At 62.9% G+C, this 16,516-nt stretch carries 17 protein-coding genes, 2 tRNA genes and 1 pseudogene; 12 read left to right on the top strand and 8 right to left on the bottom strand.

The window, feature by feature from the left end:
• The first annotated feature begins 17 nt into the window (after window positions 1–17).
• The gene (locus LOY54_RS17885; RefSeq protein WP_045194586.1) at window positions 18–836 is read left to right on the top strand and encodes a shikimate 5-dehydrogenase; all 819 of its coding nucleotides are present in this window, start codon (window positions 18–20) and stop codon (window positions 834–836) included.
• Window positions 837–921: 85 nt separating this feature from the next.
• Here the strand turns inward: LOY54_RS17885 and LOY54_RS17880 are convergent, their stop codons facing one another.
• The 3 genes from LOY54_RS17880 to nhaR all read right to left on the bottom strand — a co-directional run bounded on the left by LOY54_RS17880 (window position 922) and on the right by nhaR (window position 3,969).
• Window positions 922–1,566, bottom strand: a complete 645-nt coding sequence (locus tag LOY54_RS17880) for a YceH family protein (RefSeq protein WP_258607445.1) — start codon at window positions 1,564–1,566, stop codon at window positions 922–924.
• Between the two features lie 96 nt (window positions 1,567–1,662).
• A complete protein-coding gene (gene sstT / locus LOY54_RS17875) occupies window positions 1,663–2,874 on the bottom strand; it encodes a serine/threonine transporter SstT (RefSeq protein WP_258607444.1) in 1,212 nt (403 codons plus the stop codon).
• A 198-nt stretch (window positions 2,875–3,072) separates the two neighbouring features.
• The gene (gene nhaR / locus LOY54_RS17870; RefSeq protein ID WP_045194578.1) at window positions 3,073–3,969 is read right to left on the bottom strand and encodes a transcriptional activator NhaR; all 897 of its coding nucleotides are present in this window, start codon (window positions 3,967–3,969) and stop codon (window positions 3,073–3,075) included.
• 137 nt (window positions 3,970–4,106) lie between these two features.
• Between nhaR and LOY54_RS17865 the strand changes: the two genes are divergently transcribed.
• Window positions 4,107–4,349: a hypothetical protein gene (locus tag LOY54_RS17865; protein ID WP_045194576.1), complete on the top strand. Its 243-nt coding sequence runs from the start codon at window positions 4,107–4,109 to the stop codon at window positions 4,347–4,349.
• 32 nt (window positions 4,350–4,381) lie between these two features.
• A complete protein-coding gene (locus LOY54_RS17860) occupies window positions 4,382–5,131 on the top strand; it encodes a TerC family protein (protein WP_045194575.1) in 750 nt (249 codons plus the stop codon).
• A 77-nt stretch (window positions 5,132–5,208) separates the two neighbouring features.
• On the opposite strand, the gene LOY54_RS17855 is transcribed toward LOY54_RS17860, so the two are convergent.
• A complete protein-coding gene (locus LOY54_RS17855; RefSeq protein ID WP_177329140.1) occupies window positions 5,209–5,385 on the bottom strand; it encodes a hypothetical protein in 177 nt (58 codons plus the stop codon).
• Window positions 5,386–5,546: 161 nt separating this feature from the next.
• Here LOY54_RS17855 and LOY54_RS17850 point away from each other — a divergent pair.
• Window positions 5,547–6,285 (top strand): annotated as a pseudogene (locus tag LOY54_RS17850) (peptidase C39 family protein).
• 22 nt (window positions 6,286–6,307) lie between these two features.
• On the opposite strand, the gene LOY54_RS17845 reads toward LOY54_RS17850, so the two are convergent.
• Complete coding sequence (locus tag LOY54_RS17845; protein ID WP_045194571.1) at window positions 6,308–7,591, bottom strand: FAD-binding oxidoreductase; 1,284 nt, start codon at window positions 7,589–7,591, stop codon at window positions 6,308–6,310.
• A 186-nt stretch (window positions 7,592–7,777) separates the two neighbouring features.
• On the opposite strand from LOY54_RS17845, the gene LOY54_RS17840 reads away from it, so the two are divergent.
• From LOY54_RS17840 to LOY54_RS17825, 4 genes are all read left to right on the top strand, one after another.
• Window positions 7,778–7,854: transfer RNA gene (locus tag LOY54_RS17840), tRNA-Val, on the top strand.
• Window positions 7,855–8,013: 159 nt separating this feature from the next.
• Window positions 8,014–8,090 (top strand) — tRNA-Val (locus LOY54_RS17835).
• A 155-nt stretch (window positions 8,091–8,245) separates the two neighbouring features.
• Window positions 8,246–8,818: an SPOR domain-containing protein gene (locus tag LOY54_RS17830; RefSeq protein ID WP_093381124.1), complete on the top strand. Its 573-nt coding sequence runs from the start codon at window positions 8,246–8,248 to the stop codon at window positions 8,816–8,818.
• Between the two features lie 135 nt (window positions 8,819–8,953).
• A complete protein-coding gene (locus LOY54_RS17825; RefSeq protein WP_258610730.1) occupies window positions 8,954–9,379 on the top strand; it encodes a GTP pyrophosphokinase in 426 nt (141 codons plus the stop codon).
• A 3-nt stretch (window positions 9,380–9,382) separates the two neighbouring features.
• Here LOY54_RS17825 and LOY54_RS17820 read toward each other — a convergent pair whose 3' ends face one another.
• From LOY54_RS17820 to LOY54_RS17810, 3 genes are all read right to left on the bottom strand, one after another.
• Complete coding sequence (locus LOY54_RS17820) at window positions 9,383–10,075, bottom strand: endonuclease I family protein (RefSeq protein ID WP_258607443.1); 693 nt, start codon at window positions 10,073–10,075, stop codon at window positions 9,383–9,385.
• Window positions 10,076–10,081: 6 nt separating this feature from the next.
• A complete protein-coding gene (locus LOY54_RS17815; RefSeq protein WP_045194563.1) occupies window positions 10,082–10,351 on the bottom strand; it encodes a DUF1654 domain-containing protein in 270 nt (89 codons plus the stop codon).
• A gap of 165 nt (window positions 10,352–10,516) precedes the next feature.
• Complete coding sequence (locus LOY54_RS17810; protein WP_038994567.1) at window positions 10,517–11,605, bottom strand: asparaginase; 1,089 nt, start codon at window positions 11,603–11,605, stop codon at window positions 10,517–10,519.
• Between the two features lie 335 nt (window positions 11,606–11,940).
• Here LOY54_RS17810 and LOY54_RS17805 point away from each other — a divergent pair, with 335 nt between their 5' ends.
• The 4 genes from LOY54_RS17805 to LOY54_RS17790 are packed head-to-tail and all read left to right on the top strand — an operon-like array spanning window position 11,941 to window position 16,514.
• Window positions 11,941–12,900 (top strand): sugar ABC transporter substrate-binding protein, encoded by a 960-nt coding sequence (locus tag LOY54_RS17805; protein ID WP_258607441.1) that lies wholly within the window; start codon window positions 11,941–11,943, stop codon window positions 12,898–12,900.
• A 47-nt stretch (window positions 12,901–12,947) separates the two neighbouring features.
• Window positions 12,948–14,498, top strand: coding sequence for a sugar ABC transporter ATP-binding protein (locus LOY54_RS17800; RefSeq protein ID WP_258607439.1), 1,551 nt, complete (start codon window positions 12,948–12,950; stop codon window positions 14,496–14,498).
• Complete coding sequence (locus LOY54_RS17795) at window positions 14,495–15,487, top strand: ABC transporter permease (protein WP_258607438.1); 993 nt, start codon at window positions 14,495–14,497, stop codon at window positions 15,485–15,487. The genes LOY54_RS17800 and LOY54_RS17795 overlap by 4 nt, the downstream gene beginning before the upstream one ends.
• A gap of 4 nt (window positions 15,488–15,491) precedes the next feature.
• A complete protein-coding gene (locus LOY54_RS17790) occupies window positions 15,492–16,514 on the top strand; it encodes a LacI family DNA-binding transcriptional regulator (RefSeq protein WP_258607437.1) in 1,023 nt (340 codons plus the stop codon).
• The last annotated feature ends 2 nt before the right edge of the window (window positions 16,515–16,516 follow it).

Here is a 16,516-nt window from a genome sequence, read left to right as displayed (position 1 = left end):
TTCCTGAGGAGATTTCAATGGCAACATTTCCAGGCAAAGACACCCAGCTGTGCATCTCGTTGGCGGGACGGCCGGGCACCTTTGGCGTGCGCTTTCACAACCATCTGTATCAGCAGCTGGATCTGGATTTCTACTACAAGGCCATGACTACCGATGACCTGCCGGCAGCCGTTGCCGGTATTCGTGCCCTGGGCATCCGCGGCTGTGGCGTGTCGATGCCTTACAAGGAAGCCTGCCTGGCCCTGGTCGACGGCATTGACCCGTCGGCGGCGGTCATCGAGTCGATCAACACCATCGTCAATACCAATGGCCACCTGGAAGGCTATAACACTGACTACCTGGCCGTGCGCCATTTGCTCCTGCGTCACCAGGTGGATCCGTCGACGGCGTTTGCCCTGCGCGGCAGCGGCGGCATGGCCAAGGCGGTGGCCAGTGCCCTGCGCGATGCCGGCTTTAGCCAGGGCATCATCGTTGCCCGCAATGAACAAGCCGGGCGGCAACTGGCCGACAGTTGCGGCTATCGCTGGCAGGCAGAGCTGGGCGACCTGTGCCCACCGATGCTGGTCAATGTCACGCCGATCGGCATGGCCGGTGGGGTTGAAGCCGAACAGTTGGCCTTCGCCCCCGAGGCGATAGCGGCGGCGCAGCGGGTATTCGATGTGGTGGCGATGCCGGCGCTGACGCCGTTGATCGTCGAAGCCCAGCGTCTGGGCATACCGGTGATTACCGGGCTGGAGGTGATTGCCTTGCAGGCGCTGGAGCAGTTCGTGCTGTACACCGGGGTGCGGCCAACGGCGGAGCAGGTGGCGCGGGCAGTGGCGTTTGCCCGCGGCTGAAGGGTAAAACCTATCGCGGGGCAAGTCGGGTCGCCGCACCGCCGCTCCCACAGTGGGTCTGATGGTACACAACCCCGCGATGCTGTTACTCGAACTGCGCCAGGCGCTCTTCCAGCGCCGCAATCCGTGCTTCCAGCGCTTCGACCCGCTCCAGCGATACCGCGCCACCGGCCGAACGCTCCGGCCCTTGCTGGCGCGCCGCCAGGATCGCCTCGATCTCGGCCGGATCGCCCAGCGCATGGGTGTAGCGATCTTCACGCTGCCCGGCCTGGCGCGGCAGGTGCAGGGCAAAGCCGCGGGCGATCAGGCGCTCAAGCTGGTGCACCACCTGCTCGGCATCTTCGAACTCATGCATGCGGCTGCTGCGGGTCAGCAGTTCGTTAACCGTTTGCGGACCGCGCAGGAACATCAGCCCCAGCAGGGTTACCTGCGCCGGCACCAGCTCCAGGGCCTTGTCCACGCGCTGCTCCCAGCGGTCGGCGCGGCTGCCCATCTGCAGGCGGGTCAGGCCCTGGCCTTCGAGCGCGCGCAGGGCCTGGCCAACCTGGCCCTGGCTGAGGTTGGTGACCGGTTCCCGGCTGGTCTTCTGGTTGCAGGCCAGCACCAGGGCGTTGAGGGTCAGCGGGTAGGTTTCCGGGCTGGTGGCCTGTTTTTCGATCAGCGAGCCGAGCACGCGGATCTCGGTGCTGGTGAAGCGGGCGTCGGAAGCGGTTTCGTGTTCGGCGGACATGGCCCTGTCTCTATGCGAAGAAAGGCCTCTAGCCTAGGTGCGCAACAGGGTAAAACACAAGCAGCCGGTGCAGGACGCACCGGCTGCAGGTCAAGCTCAGGCGGCCTGGCGCTCTTTGGCCAGGCAGGCCGCGGCGGTGAACAGTACGTCGGTGGAGGAGTTCAGCGCGGTTTCCGCCGAGTCCTGCAGCACACCAATGATGAAACCGACGGCCACCACCTGCATGGCGATCTCGCTGGGGATGCCGAACAGGCTGCACGCCAGCGGGATCAGCAGCAGCGAGCCGCCGGCCACGCCCGAGGCGCCACAGGCGCAGACAGCGGCGACAACGCTGAGCAGGATCGCGGTCGGGATGTCGACGGCGATGCCCAGGGTGTGTACGGCAGCCAGGGTCAGCACGGTGATGGTGATTGCCGCGCCGGCCATGTTGATGGTCGCGCCCAGCGGGATCGACACCGAGTAGGTGTCTTCGTGCAGGCCGAGTTTCTCGCTCAAGGCCATGTTGACCGGGATGTTGGCCGCCGAGCTGCGGGTGAAGAAGGCGGTGATGCCACTTTCACGCAGGCACAGCAGCACCAATGGGAAGGGGTTGCGGCGAATCTTCCAGAACACGATGATCGGGTTGACCACCAGCGCCACGAACAGCATGCAGCCGATCAGCACGGCCAGCAGGTGCAGGTAACCGAGCAGGGCGTCCAGCCCGGACTGCGCCAGGGTCGAGGCGACCAGGCCGAAAATCCCCAGCGGCGCGAAGCGAATCACCACGCGTACGATCAAAGTCACGCCGTTGGACAGGTCGGCAACCACCGTGCGCGTGGTCTCCCCGGCGTGACGAATGGCCACACCCAGGCCAATGGCCCAGGCCAGGATGCCGATGAAGTTGGCGTTCATCAGCGCGCTCACCGGGTTGTCGACCACGCTCAGCAGCAGGCTTTGCAGCACTTCAGTGATGCCACCGGGAGCACTCAAGGCAACGTCCGAGGTGCTCAGCGCCAGGTTGGACGGGAAGGCCATGCTGGCAATCACCGCGACGACGGCGGCGGCGAAGGTGCCGAACAGGTACAGCACCAGGATCGGGCGGATATGGGTTTCGGTGCCGTGACGGTGGTTGGCGATCGAGGCCATGACCAGGATGAACACCAGGATCGGCGCCACCGCCTTGAGCGCGGAGACGAAGACCTTGCCGACGAAGCCGAGGCTTGCGGCGGTCGTGGGGGCGAACACGGCCAGGGCAATGCCGGCAGCGAGGCCGATCATGATCTGGACCACCAGGCTGGTGCGGTTCAACAGGTTTAGAACAGGGGTCATGGCAGGTGTTTCTCTGTCTTGTTCAGGGCGCGGTGGGCGAACCACGGCGCTGGAGCATGGGGCACCTGGCGGGGCAGGGCCGAGAAAAAGGGCGCGACTTTAGCACAGCAGGGCACATTTGGTGTTTGCGCTGCGTCAGACGGTAGGACGCAAGTGTAGTCTGCGCGCCCTTTGCAAACGACGATGAACCCGCGCCGGCTACCAGTTGAACAGCTCGCGGCGGGCGCCTTCGGTAATGGCGACGATACCCGGGTGCTTGACCTTGCGCTCCACTGAAATGGCATAGAACGACTCGTTGACCGCGTCGGTCTGGCCGATCAGCTCGACGCCATACTGCTTGCAGACCTCGTCGGCGATCACGCTGGGGGCAATGAAAATGCCGCTGCCCGATTGGCCGAAGGCCTGCATCAAGGCGCTGTCGTCGAACTCACCGACGATCCGCGGCTGTAATTGCTGTTCGGCGAACCAGCGCAGCAGGCGGCTGCGCACCACGGTTTCCTGGCCGGGAATCAACAGCGGCGCGTGTTGCAGGCAGGCCGGGAAGTTGCGCCCGTACTGTTCAGCCAACGCCTGTGTGGCAAAAAAGCTGATGCCGCATTCACCCAGCTTCTGGCTGTAGCCCTTGATGTCCAGGTGGCTGGGCATGGGGCTGTCGGAAATCACCAGGTCCAGGCGCTGGATCGCCAGGTCTGCCAGCAGCCGTTCGAGCTTGTCTTCGCGGCAGCTCAGGCGCAGGGCGTCTTCCATGTCCATGGTCGGCGCCAGCAGGCGGTAGACGATGGACTTGGGCACCACATCGGCCACCCCGACCCGGAACAGTATCTGCTGTTCATCCGGCCGGGCCCGCAGCATCGCCTCGAGCTCGCCGCCAATCTGGAACATCTGCTCGGCGTAGGTCAGGGTCTGCCGGCCGCTCTCGGTCAGCTCCAGCTGGCGCCCGACCCGGCGAAACAGCTCGATGCCGTAGGTTTGCTCAAGCAGGGTGATCTGCCCGCTGATGGTCTGCGGGGTCAGGTTCAGTTGCTCGCAGGCACGCACGATGCTGCCGGTCTTGGCCACTACCCAGAAGTAATGCAACTGGCGGTAATTGAGCATGGCGATTTTCCGATTCGTAAAAACCGAAGTATAACCGCTGAAAATACGAATTTTCCTGATGTATCTGGCTCTTTAGAATCCCTTGCCATCACGGTGCCCCTGAATGCGCACCGATTTAATTGCATGGAGACCCACAGATGCTTCACTTCAAATCCATCGGTACACCCCTGGTGTTGCTGTTGGCCCTGCTGGCCATGAGTGGTTGCGAGCAGGCGGAAAAGTCCGCCCAGCAAATGCTCAACCAGGCGGCGGAGTCGGCCAAGGAGGCCATCGACAAAACCAACGAAGCCGCCCAGCAGGCCCTGAGCGAAGCCACCGGCTCCGAAGGCAGCGACAAGGCAGGCAAACCCGAGCGCGACGCCAGCGCCCAGGACATCTGACCCACCCCTTACCCCGATGCAGGATTTGATTCATGGAATACTTGTTGGAACTCGCTGCAAGCCCGACCGCCTGGGTCGCCCTGGCCACCCTGGTGGCCATGGAGATCGTCCTCGGTATCGACAACCTGATCTTCATCTCGATCCTGACCAACAAGTTGCCTGAAGAGTACCGCTCCAAGGCGCGGCGCATTGGTATCAGCATGGCCCTGATCATGCGCCTGGGCTTGCTCAGCACCGTGGCCTGGATCGTCCAGCTGACCGAGCCGGTAGTCGATGTATTCGGTCATACCTTCTCCTGGAAGGACATGATCCTCATCGCCGGTGGCCTGTTCCTGCTGTGGAAAGCGACCAAGGAAATCCACGAGAGTGTCGACCCGCGCGCCCAGGCTGAAGCCAAGGCGTCCTCGACCATCACCCTGGGCTTTGCTGCGGCGATTGGTCAGATCCTGGTGCTCGACATCGTCTTCTCGATCGACAGCATCATCACCGCCGTGGGCATGACCGAGCACCTGCCGATCATGATCATTGCCGTGATCAGTGCCGTGATCGTGATGCTGGTGGCCGCCGACCCGCTGGCCCGCTTCATCAACGACAACCCGACCGTGGTGATGCTGGCCCTGGGCTTCTTGATCATGATCGGCATGACCCTGATCGCCGAAGGTTTCGGTGCTCATGTACCCAAGGGTTATGTGTATGCGGCGATGGCCTTCTCGACGGCGATCGAGATCCTCAACATCATGTCGCGCCGGGCACGCTTGAAGCGCGAGGCGGTTGAGGGCTGATAAAGCCATCGCGGGGCAAGCCCGCTCCTGCAGTCACTGTGGGAGCGGGCTTGCCCCGCGATGCTTTTCAAAGATTTCTAATGCGCCCCGGCATGCCGGCGGCTGCGCCGTAGCGGTACAGCGTCTTTGCCTTCAGGCTGGATGCGATGGTGCGGGTGATGACGCCGGGCGATGCGCAGCACCCCCCAGAGCATGGCAGCAGCGACGCTCAACCAGGCGCCGAGCAGCAGCAAAATTGCCATTGTCAGGCTCATGTGTGCCTCCTCAAATCCGCGCCAAGGCAACGAGGCTCGCCACGCGGACACGTCTTCAGTCTAGCCCGTTGCAGGTTGCAGGCTATTGACCGATGGTCTAGAGGCTTGGGCCGCTTTGTTCTAAGCCTGCAACGGGCTATACCCACGGCGCGCGCCAGCCTATGATCAGCGCTCAGGGCCGGGCAGTGGCTGCCGGCCGTCATCGAGCGAGTGTTCATGCCTGCACCGACTTCCCTAACCGCCTTCACCCCGCGCCGCCTGCTGCTGGCCTGTGCGCTCGGCCTGGCCCTGGCCGGCTGTGCCAGCCAGCCGCCATCCCAGCTGAAAAACCTGCCGCAACGGGTCGAGATCGGCTCGGTGCCTTTCTACCGTGGCGAAGCCAACCAGAGCGCCTCGATGGCCCTGGCGGCCTTGCTCTCGCAACAGGGGGTGCGCATCACTCCGGGGCTGCTCGACAAATCGCTGGGCCTGCCGCAGCACATCGACCAGCTTGAGCAGGCGATCCCGCGGGTGGGCCGCGAGTACGGCATGGTCGTGTATCCGCTCGAACCACGCCTGGACGCCTTGCTGGCGCAGGTAGCGGCGGGCAACCCGGTGTTGCTGCGCTTTCAGCAAGGTTCGACGTTCTGGAGCGAGCCGCGCTATGCCTTGCTGGTCGGCTATGACCGTTACAAGCAGCGGGTATTGTTGCGGGCAGGGATGAACCGGCGCCTGCTGATGGAGTTCGATGACTTCGAATCAGCCTGGCAAAAGCAGGGGAGTTGGGCGGTGCTGGTGCAGCAGCCGGGCCAGTTGCCGGCCCAGGTTGACCGTCAGCGCTGGCTGAAAGCGGCCAATGACCTGGCCCAGGCGGGCCAGGAACAAGCGGCCCGGCAGGCCGTCAGCGCCCTGGGGCAGTGACGGCGCGAGCCGGGCAGGGGGCTTAGAAGCCCAGACGATCGCGCAGGCTGTAGTACCAGGCGCCCAGGGCGCTGAACGGTACACGCAGCAGTTGGCCACCCGGGAACGGGTAGTGCGGCAGCTCGGCGAAGGCATCGAAACGCTCGGCTTGGCCACGCAGGGCCTCGGCCAGCACCTTGCCCGCCAGGTGGGTGTAGGTGACGCCGTGGCCACTGCAACCCTGGGAGTAATAGATGTTGTCGCCCAGGCGGCCCACTTGCGGCAGGCGCGACAGGGTCAGCAGGAAGTTGCCGGTCCAGGCGTAGTCGATCTTCACGTCCTTGAGCTGCGGGAAGGCCTTGAGCATTTTCGGGCGGATGATCGCTTCGATGTTGGCCGGGTCGCGCGCACCGTACACCACGCCACCGCCGAAGATCAGGCGCTTGTCGCCGGTCAGGCGGTAGTAGTCGAGCAGGTAGTTGCAGTCTTCGACGCAGTAGTCTTGCGGTAGCAGGCTGCGCGCAAGCTCTTCGCCCAGCGGCTCGGTGGTGATCACCTGGGTGCCGCATGGCATCGACTTGGCGGCAAGTTCCGGCACCAGGCCGCCGAGGTAGGCGTTACCGGCAACGATGATGAACTTGGCGCGTACTTTACCTTGTGGGGTGTGCACCACCGGGTTGGCACCGCGCTCGATGCGGATGGCCGGCGATTGCTCGTAGATCTTGCCGCCCAGCGACTCGACCGCGGCAGCTTCGCCCAGGGCCAGGTTCAGCGGGTGGATGTGGCCGCCGCTCATGTCGAGCATGCCGCCGATGTACTGGTCGCAATCGACCACTTCACGGATGCGCTTCTGGTCCATCAGCTCCAGCTGGGTGTGGCCGAAGCGTTCCCACAGGCGCTTTTGCGATTCCAGGTGGCCCATCTGCTTGGGCGTCAGGGCGGCGAACACGCCACCGTCTTTAAGGTCGCACTGGATGTTGTATTTGGCCACGCGCTCACGGATGATGCGCCCGCCTTCAAAGGCCATGTGGCCCAGCAGTTGTGCCTGCTTGGGGCCGACGGTGCGTTCAATGACGTCGATGTCGCGGCTGTAGCTGTTGACGATCTGGCCGCCATTACGGCCCGAGGCGCCAAAGCCGACCTTGGCAGCTTCCAGCACGGTGACCTTGAAGCCGCTCTCCAGCAGGAACAGGGCGCTGGACAGGCCGGTATAGCCGGCGCCGATCACGCAGACATCGGTCTGTACCTCTTCCTGCAGCGCCGGGCGCGGCGGAACCGGATTGGCCGATGCGGCGTAGTAGGACTGAGGGTAGGGGGTATTGGCCATGCTGCGAAACCTCTGTTTTATATTTTTTACGACTGTACCGATGCTATCAATAATAATAAACACCCGCTAGTCGTGTGTTGAAAATCCTTTACCCCGGCTTTTGGCAAATACTTTTGATATTCAGTGGCTTAGCGTTAAAAAAAGAGTTGACACCTTTCGGCGATTGGGTAGAATGCGCCCCACAGCAGGCACATAGCTCAGTTGGTTAGAGCACCACCTTGACATGGTGGGGGTCGTTGGTTCGAATCCAATTGTGCCTACCAAATCAAATCCGCCCCTGCTGGCGGTACACAAAAAGGCGATCCGCGAGGGTCGCCTTTTTTGTTTGCGGGCATTTTTTGCCGGCAAAGCAAAGCTGCTGATTTTTTTATGAAATTTCGCTTTACGAAGGTTAAAGACCTGCGTATTATGCGCCCCACAGCAGGCACATAGCTCAGTTGGTTAGAGCACCACCTTGACATGGTGGGGGTCGTTGGTTCGAATCCAATTGTGCCTACCAAACAAATCCACACTGCTGTGTGGTAACAAAAAGGGCGATCCGCAAGGGTCGCCCTTTTTGCATTTCAGCTGTAGGAGCGGGCTTGCCCCGCGATAGGGCCCTAAAGGCCAGCCAAGAATGCTAAAATCCGCCGCTTGCATTCAGGAGATAGACGCGTGCGCAAAGTGGCGGTGGTAATGGCGGTGCTGGCTCTGGCCGGTTGCGAAAACGAAGTCGAAGGCGTGCACAAGCAGGTAGCCGAACACCTGCAGAACCCCAAGACAGCCAAGTTCGCCAACGTGCGATTCGACCAGCAAGGCATTATTTGCGGCCAGGTGCGCGGCAAGGACGACGCCGGCGTGTTCGTGCCGTATCGCAGCTACGTGGCGATCAAGCAGGCCGCGGGCGACTATCAGCTCATTATTGCCGATCAGGGCAGCAACCTGGCCATTCGCGAAAAATGCGGTGGCGCCGACCTGCAGCGCGCCGCCGACGCTGCGGCAGACAAACCTGCGCCCCAAGGCTGGGATGTCGAGATCGTCCAGGGCGCGAACATGGGCGCCCTCAGCGACATGACCGCACGCCTGATCGAAAAGCAGATTCCGTCCTCGGTGGTCTACCGCAACGGCAAGCCGGTGGTGCTGCTCGGCCCTTATCCCGACAAGGCGCAAGCCGAGGCGCAGCAAGCCGATGTCATGGCGCGCCTGGGCACCGACTCGATCGTCATCCAGCACGACGCCCCGCGCTAGTTTATTAAGGTTGAGAGTTATGAGGGCGAGGTATTCATTCTCAACTGATTGACTATGCTATGCGTGACGGTGAGTTGATCGATGTCTACAGCATGGCGCGTCTACGACGCCAGCCGCGCTGAGCAGGAGGGCCATATGTCTACGCTGGAGCGGGCCATTGCGGTTGCGGCGAGGGCACATGAAGGGCAGCGCGACAAAGGCGGAGCGGCCTATATCCTCCACCCGTTGCGGGTGATGCTGAGGGTGGCGACGGCCGAGCAGCGCATTGTCGCGGTGCTCCACGACGTGCTCGAGGATTCACCGATGACCCTCTCTGACCTTGCCCGCGAAGGCTTCGCCCTGAAGATCCTGGCCGCCGTGCAGGCGCTGAGCCGGCGCGATGACGAAAGCTACGAAGCCTTCGTGGTGCGGGTCGGCGATGATCCGCTGGCGCGGGTGGTCAAGCTGGCTGATCTGGCCGACAACAGCGACCTGTCGCGCATCCCCATGCCCGGCCCCGATGACATCGCCCGCCTGGCCCGTTACCAGCAGGCCAGCGCCTACCTGCAGGCGCTGGCCTGAGCCTCAACCGCAGGCGCTGAGGTTGACCGGGCCGACGAACTCGTTGCCATGGCCCATCACACAAGCCACCCGCTGGTTGCGCTGGCGCTCCCAGGGCTGCGGCGGGTAGGTCTTGTTCCAGGCTTCGTACAGCTGGCGGTCCTGCTTGGACAGTTTGAGGCTGTACTGCTTGCTCATATAAAAGTAGGTGCGCGCAATCATGCCGCGAATGGACGGCCGCGGCATGACCTTCTTGGCTTTGAAGTCCACCTGGGTCAGGCATGAGCCATATTGCCCACGCTGCTCGGGCAGCCAGCCGAAACTGAAGTTGCTGCGGTCGCCATTGACCTCGCCAATGCTCGGCACCAGGTTGTGCAGGTCGGCCTCGGCGCGCTGGTAGACCTTGTCATTGCGCGAGCAGTTCTTGCGCCCGCCGCTTTGCCAGCACTGGCGCTGGTGGCCGATCTGCCAGGCCGGGACGATATGCTCCCACTCGATGCGCGAGGCGCGGTTGGCATTTTTGCGCGGCACATACCCGCAGGCCTGCAAATCGACCTTGTTGCCGTTGTATTTGCAGCCGCAATAAAACTCGGTGGACTGCGGCGCATATAAACGCCAGGCGACCTTCTTGGCTTCGCTGAAGGTGCGCGGTGCATCGGCGTGGGCGGTGGTGGCACTGAACAACAAACAAGCTACTGCAAAAACCGGAAATCTCATGCGCTTTCAATCTTCCTTCGGCACAACCCAGAAAATCTGCACGCCACCGTCATCGCGGTAGGCGAGGGTGACGTTGTCGTTCTCGGCGATTTCGTCGAGCAGGGTGGCCCAGTCTTCAGGCGTTTCGTGCTCCAGGCGGAAGATCAGCGCGGCCCGGGCTTTTTGTGCGGTGGGGGAATTGATGATTTTCTGGATGCGGGTGCCCAGTTGCTCGTAGCTGCTGGCAGGGGCGGAAGTGGTGGCCACAAAGCGTTCCTTTTTTAGCTGTATGCGCATACAGTATTTTACTGTAAGCAATTTCGCAACAGCTCGTCGGTGAAAGAGCGCATGTGACCGCAAACCGCGCCATTTGCTGCGGTCTGTTTAAAGTATTTTTTGCCAGGGTAGGGGAGGCAGGCTTGCCCGTCCTACAGGGCGGGCAAGCGCTTGGGGGCTACTCGATCAGTATTCCCAGAAGATCCGCTGCAGCTCTTTGCTGTCCTGGGTCTTGGTCATTGCAACCATGGCCAGAATCCGGGCTTTTTGCGGGTTCAGGTCGTGGGCGACGACGAAGTCGTTCTTGTCGTCAGGCTGCTCGGCGTTGCGCAGCACGAAGCCGCCGGCATTGACGTGGGAGGAACGAATGATCTGCACGCCTTGCTTGCGCAGGTCGATCAGGGTCGGGGCTACTTTCGAAGACACCGAGCCATTGCCGGTACCGGCGTGGATGATCGCCTTGGCGCCATTTTGTGCCAGGGCCTTGTAGGCGGTGTCGGTGACGTTGCCGTAACCGTAGGCGATGTCGACGGCAGGCAGGCTGCTGATTTTCTTGATGTCGAATTCCGAGTCGACGGTGTGACGCTTGGCCGGCAGGCGGAACCAGTAGGACTTGCCTTCGACGACCATGCCCAGCGGGCCCCATTGGCTCTTGAAGGCTTCGGTCTTGATGTTCACCGATTTGCTGACGTCGCGACCCGACTGGATCTCGTCGTTCATAGTGACCAGCACGCCCTTGCCGCGCGAGTCCTTGTTGCTGGCAACAGCCACGGCGTTGTACAGGTTGAGCATGCCGTCAGCCGACATGGCGGTGCCCGGGCGCATCGAGCCGACCACGACGATTGGCTTGTCGGTTTTTTCTACCAGGTTGAGGAAGTAGGCGGTCTCTTCCAGGGTGTCGGTACCGTGGGTGATGACGATGCCGTCGACATCCTTGCTGTCGGCAAGCTCGGCAACGCGCTTGCCCAGTTGCAGCAGGTTTTCGTTGCTGATGCTTTCGGAAGCGATCTGCAGCACTTGTTCGCCGCGCACATTGGCCAGGGTGGCCAGTTCCGGAACGCCGGCGATCAGCTTGTCGACACCGACCTTGGCGGCCTGGTAGGTGGCGCTGTTGGCGGTGCTGGCGCCGGCGCCGGCGATGGTGCCACCGGTGGCGAGGATCACCACGTTGGCCAGTTTCTGTTGGTTTTCGACTTCCTTGGCGTTGACGCCTGCGGGCATTAACAGCAGCAGGGCCAAAGCGCCCGGAACGAAGGAATTAAGCGCAGCTTTCATCGTTGATCTCTCTTGTGTCTGGAGTTCGCTGTGTAACGCGCTAACAGAGGCAGATTCCGTACCAGAACAGCCGTTCGTCGGTTTTCATCTTCAATCTATTGATTTTCATGGGCTCAGAGCGCCTGGAAAAACATCGGCAAAGCATTTTCCTATTCGGAATTCCGAATATTGTGTACAAGAGGTGTTCGGTTTTCCGGTTATTTTTAGGATAATTCCTACGTGCGCTTTCCAAATGGTCTGCGGCAGCGGATTTGACAAAGTTTGGTTACGTTTTCATAGTGAGTTAACGCAAACGTTTGCGGCCCGATAAAAATCATAAGATCCGGAGTAAACCCATGAAGCTGCCCTTTGCTGGACGCCTGCTGGCGCTCGCTATGCTTTCCTCACTGTCCCTCGCCGCCCCCGTTTCCCACGCCCTGGCCGACGACGCCAAGCCGAAAGTCGCGCTGGTGATGAAATCGCTGGCCAATGAGTTCTTCCTGACCATGGAAGACGGCGCCAAGGCCTACCAGAAAGACCACGCCAATGAATTCGAGCTGGTGTCCAACGGCATCAAGGACGAGACCGACTCCAGTAACCAGATCCGTATCGTCGAGCAGATGATTGTTTCCGGGGTCAACGCCCTGGTCATCGCTCCGGCCGATTCCAAAGCCCTGGTGCCAGTGGTGAAAAAGGCCATGGATGCCGGCATCACCGTGATCAACATCGACAACCGCCTCGACCCCGAGGTGCTCAAGAGCAAGCACCTCAGCGTGCCGTTCGTAGGCCCCGACAACCGCAAGGGCGCGCGGCTGGTCGGTGAATACCTGGCCAAGGAGAAGCTCAAGGCCGGCGATCAGGTGGCCATTATCGAAGGCGTCTCGACCACCACCAACGCCCAGCAGCGCACTGCCGGCTTCAAGGATGCAATGGAAGCGGCGCAGATCAAGGTGGTCTCGGTGCAATCGGGCGACTGGGAAATTGCCAAGGGCAATGCCGTCGCCGCCTCCCTGCTCAACGCCAACCCCGACCTCAAGGCACTGCTGGCCGGCAACGACAGCATGGCCCTGGGCGCTGTATCGGCGGTGCGCGCCGCAGGCAAGGCCGGCCAGGTGCAGGTGGTCGGCTACGACAACATCAACGCCATCAAGCCGATGCTCAAGGACGGTCGCGTGCTTGCCACCGCCGACCAGTACGCCGCCAAACAAGCGGTGTTCGGCATCGAGGCGGCGCTGAAGATGCTCAAGGGTGAGAAAACCGATGTCGACGCCGACAACGTCATCCAGACCCCGGTCGAGCTGGTTACCCAACCCTAGTCGCAGCGTGCGCGCCTGCCACGGGGTGGGCGCCAGGAGAACAGGCAATGTCAGCGACTGCGGATGTCGTACTTTCAGTCAGCGCCATCGGCAAGACCTACGCGCAGCCGGTGCTCGGCGATATCGAGCTGAGCCTGCTGCGGGGCGAAGTGCTGGCCCTGACCGGTGAAAACGGCGCGGGCAAGAGCACCCTGTCGAAAATCATCGGCGGCCTCGAACGGCCCACCACCGGCCATATGCTTTACCAGGGCCAGCCGTACCAGCCCGGTAGCCGCGCCGCTGCCGAGCGCTTGGGCGTGCGCATGGTCATGCAGGAGCTCAACCTGCTGCCGACCCTGACCGTGGCCGAGAACCTGTTTCTCGACAACTTGCCCGGGCGCGCCGGCTGGATCAACCGCAAACGCCTGCGCCAACTGGCGGTGGCGGCCATGGCCCAGGTCGGCCTGGACGCCATCGACCCGGACACCCCGGTGGGCGAACTGGGCATCGGCCATCAGCAGATGGTCGAGATTGCCCGCAACCTGATTGGCGACTGCCATGTGCTGATTTTCGATGAGCCGACGGCGATGCTCACCGCCCGCGAGGTGGAGCTGCTGTTTACCCAGATCGAGCGCCTGCAGCAGCGCGGCGTGGCCATCGTCTACATCTCCCATCGCCTCGAAGAACTCAAGCGCATCGCCCAGCGCATTGCCGTGCTGCGCGATGGCAAGCTGGTGTGCGTCGAGGCGATGCAGCGCTACAACAGCGAGCAACTGGTCAACCTGATGGTCGGCCGCGAGCTGGGCGAGCATATCGATTTGGGCGTGCGCAACATCGGCGCGCCGATCCTCAAGGTCAACGGCCTCGGCCGTAGCGACAAGGTCAAGGACGTCTCGTTCGAGGTGCGCAGCGGCGAGATCTTCGGCATCTGCGGCCTGATCGGCGCCGGGCGCACCGAGCTGCTGCGGCTGATCTATGGCGCCGACCGCGCCGACAGCGGCACTATCGAGCTGGGCAATCCCTTGCGCGAAGTGTGCGTCGATTCGCCGGTGGCGGCGGTGCGTCAGGGCATTGCCCTGATCACTGAAGACCGCAAGGGCGAAGGCCTGCTGCTGAGCCAGTCGATCAGCGCCAATATCGCCCTGGGCAACCTGCCGGCGATTTCCCGCGCCGGCATCGTTAACAGCGGCGCCGAGCGCGAACTGGCCGAACGGCAGATCGCCGCCATGCGCATCCGCAGTTCCAGCCCCGAGCAGGTGGTCGGCGAGTTGTCGGGCGGCAACCAGCAAAAGGTGGTGATCGGCCGCTGGCTGGAGCGCGACTGTTCGGTGCTGCTGTTCGATGAGCCGACCCGCGGCATCGACGTCGGCGCCAAGTTCGACATTTATGGCCTGCTGGCCGAGCTTGCGCGCCAGGGCAAGGCGCTGGTGGTGGTGTCCAGTGACCTGCGCGAGCTGATGCTGATCTGCGACCGCATTGGCGTGCTCAGTGCCGGGCGCCTGATCGACACCTTCGAGCGCGACAGCTGGACCCAGGACCAACTATTGGCCGCAGCCTTTGCCGGCTATCAGAAACGTGATGCGTTGCTGCACGAAGCGGCGCCCAGGACGACCCCATGAAAACCACCCAACTGGACACCGCTGCCCCCAGCGCCAAGCGCAGCGGCAGCTACTACGGCCTCGGCACCTACCTGGGCCTGGCCGGCGCCTTGCTGGCGATGATCGTGCTGTTCTCGTTGTTGAGCAGCCACTTTTGGTCTTACGCCACCTTCAGCACCCTGGCCAACCAGATCCCCGACCTGATGGTGCTGGCGGTGGGCATGACCTTTGTGCTGATCATCGGCGGCATCGACCTGTCGGTGGGTTCGGTGCTGGCCCTGGCCGGTTCCGCGGTCAGTGTGGCGATGCTCGGCTGGGGCTGGAGCGTGATGCCGGCAGCCTTGCTCGGCATGGCTGTGGCGGCGCTGGCCGGCAGCATCACCGGCTCCATTACCGTGGCCTGGCGCATTCCGTCGTTTATCGTCTCGCTCGGCGTGCTGGAAATGGCCCGGGGCACGGCCTACCAGCTGACCGATTCGCGCACCGCTTACATCGGCGATGCCTTTGCCTGGCTGTCCAACCCGCTGGCTTTTGGCATCTCGCCGTCGTTCCTGATCGCCTTGCTGGTGATCATCCTCGCCCAGCTGGTGCTGACGCGCACGGTGTTCGGCCGCTACCTGATCGGCATTGGCACCAACGAAGAGGCGGTGCGCCTGGCCGGCATCGACCCGCGCCCGTACAAGATCCTGGTGTTCTCGCTGATGGGCCTGCTCGCAGGGCTGGCTGCGCTGTTCCAGATTTCCCGCCTGGAAGCCGCCGACCCCAACGCCGGCTCCGGCCTTGAACTGCAGGTGATCGCCGCCGTGGTCATCGGCGGCACCAGCCTGATGGGCGGGCGCGGCTCGGTGATCAGCACCTTTTTTGGCGTGTTGATCATCTCGGTGCTGGCCGCAGGCCTGGCGCAGATCGGCGCTTCGGAGCCAACCAAACGCATTATCACCGGGGCGGTGATCGTCATCGCCGTGGTCCTCGACACCTACCGCAGCCGGCGCGCGCGCAGGCGGAACTGAAACAATGGCAACCATCAAAGATGTCGCGGCACTGGCGGGGATTTCCTACACCACCGTGTCGCATGTACTGAACAAGACCCGCCCGGTCAGCGAGCCGGTGCGCCTCAAGGTCGAAGCGGCGATCGCTGAGCTCGACTACGTGCCCAGCGCCGTGGCCCGCTCGCTCAAGGCGCGCAGCACCGCAACCATCGGCCTGCTGGTGCCCAACAGCGTCAACCCGTACTTCGCCGAACTGGCCCGTGGCATCGAGGACGGCTGCGAGCGCAACGGCTACTGCGTGATCCTCTGCAACTCCGACGACAACCCGCAAAAGCAGCGCAGCTACCTGCGCGTGCTGCTGGAAAAACGCATCGACGGCCTGATCGTCGCCTCGGTCGGTGAAGACAACGACCTGCTCGATAGCCTGGCCAGCGTGCGCACGCCGATGGTCATCGTCGACCGCGCCCTGGAAGGCGTGGCCGCCGACCTGGTACGTATCGACCACGAGCAGGGCGCTTATCTGGCGACCCGCCATCTGCTCGAGCTCGGACATCGCGACATCGCCTGCATCGGCGGCCCGGCGACCACCAGCGTCGCCCAGTTGCGCCTGGCCGGTTTCCATCGGGCGCTGGCCGAAGCCGGGGTCAGCCCGCGCCAGGAGTGGCTGCTGAGTAGCGAATTTACCAGTATCGGTGGCTATAGCGCGGCAGCGGCGCTGCTCGAAGGCGAGCGGCCGACGGCGATTTTTGCCGGCAACGACATGATCGGCATCGGCGTATTGCGCGCCGCCGCCGAACGCAACATCTGCGTGCCCAGCGAGCTGTCGGTGATCGGCTTCGACGATATCCAGATCAGCCAGTACGTATTCCCGGCGCTGACCACCGTTGGCCAGTCGATTCGTGAGCTGGGCGAGAGCGCCGCCGAACTGCTGCTGCGGCGCATCGCCGAGCCGCTGCGTGGCGCGCCAGAGCAGCGCATTGTTGCGCCGAGCATCGTCCTGCGCGAATCCACCGCGCCGCGCCCCGACCTTTTCAATGATTACCGCTGAGA

This window comes from Pseudomonas sp. B21-032 (genome assembly GCF_024748965.1).
Classification (GTDB): Bacteria; Pseudomonadota; Gammaproteobacteria; order Pseudomonadales; family Pseudomonadaceae; genus Aquipseudomonas.
Note: the sequence above shows the minus strand (reverse complement) of the source record. Positions and strands in the feature narration are given on the sequence as shown.

Bases quoted from the DNA above. Each gene is read 5' to 3' on its own strand.
- LOY54_RS17855 (WP_177329140.1), bottom strand. From the start codon at position 5,385: ATGAGCCTGACAATGGCAATTTTGCTGCTGCTCGGCGCCTGGTTGAGC.
- LOY54_RS17885 (WP_045194586.1), top strand. From the start codon at position 18: ATGGCAACATTTCCAGGCAAAGACACCCAGCTGTGCATCTCGTTGGCG.
- LOY54_RS17825 (WP_258610730.1), top strand. From the start codon at position 8,954: ATGTCTACGCTGGAGCGGGCCATTGCGGTTGCGGCGAGGGCACATGAA.
- sstT (WP_258607444.1), bottom strand. From the start codon at position 2,874: ATGACCCCTGTTCTAAACCTGTTGAACCGCACCAGCCTGGTGGTCCAG.
- LOY54_RS17845 (WP_045194571.1), bottom strand. From the start codon at position 7,591: ATGGCCAATACCCCCTACCCTCAGTCCTACTACGCCGCATCGGCCAAT.
- LOY54_RS17880 (WP_258607445.1), bottom strand. From the start codon at position 1,566: ATGTCCGCCGAACACGAAACCGCTTCCGACGCCCGCTTCACCAGCACC.
- LOY54_RS17790 (WP_258607437.1), top strand. From the start codon at position 15,492: ATGGCAACCATCAAAGATGTCGCGGCACTGGCGGGGATTTCCTACACC.
- nhaR (WP_045194578.1), bottom strand. From the start codon at position 3,969: ATGCTCAATTACCGCCAGTTGCATTACTTCTGGGTAGTGGCCAAGACC.
- LOY54_RS17805 (WP_258607441.1), top strand. From the start codon at position 11,941: ATGAAGCTGCCCTTTGCTGGACGCCTGCTGGCGCTCGCTATGCTTTCC.
- LOY54_RS17860 (WP_045194575.1), top strand. From the start codon at position 4,382: ATGGAATACTTGTTGGAACTCGCTGCAAGCCCGACCGCCTGGGTCGCC.
- LOY54_RS17800 (WP_258607439.1), top strand. From the start codon at position 12,948: ATGTCAGCGACTGCGGATGTCGTACTTTCAGTCAGCGCCATCGGCAAG.
- LOY54_RS17810 (WP_038994567.1), bottom strand. From the start codon at position 11,605: ATGAAAGCTGCGCTTAATTCCTTCGTTCCGGGCGCTTTGGCCCTGCTG.
- LOY54_RS17795 (WP_258607438.1), top strand. From the start codon at position 14,495: ATGAAAACCACCCAACTGGACACCGCTGCCCCCAGCGCCAAGCGCAGC.
- LOY54_RS17820 (WP_258607443.1), bottom strand. From the start codon at position 10,075: ATGAGATTTCCGGTTTTTGCAGTAGCTTGTTTGTTGTTCAGTGCCACC.
- LOY54_RS17815 (WP_045194563.1), bottom strand. From the start codon at position 10,351: ATGCGCATACAGCTAAAAAAGGAACGCTTTGTGGCCACCACTTCCGCC.
- LOY54_RS17865 (WP_045194576.1), top strand. From the start codon at position 4,107: ATGCTTCACTTCAAATCCATCGGTACACCCCTGGTGTTGCTGTTGGCC.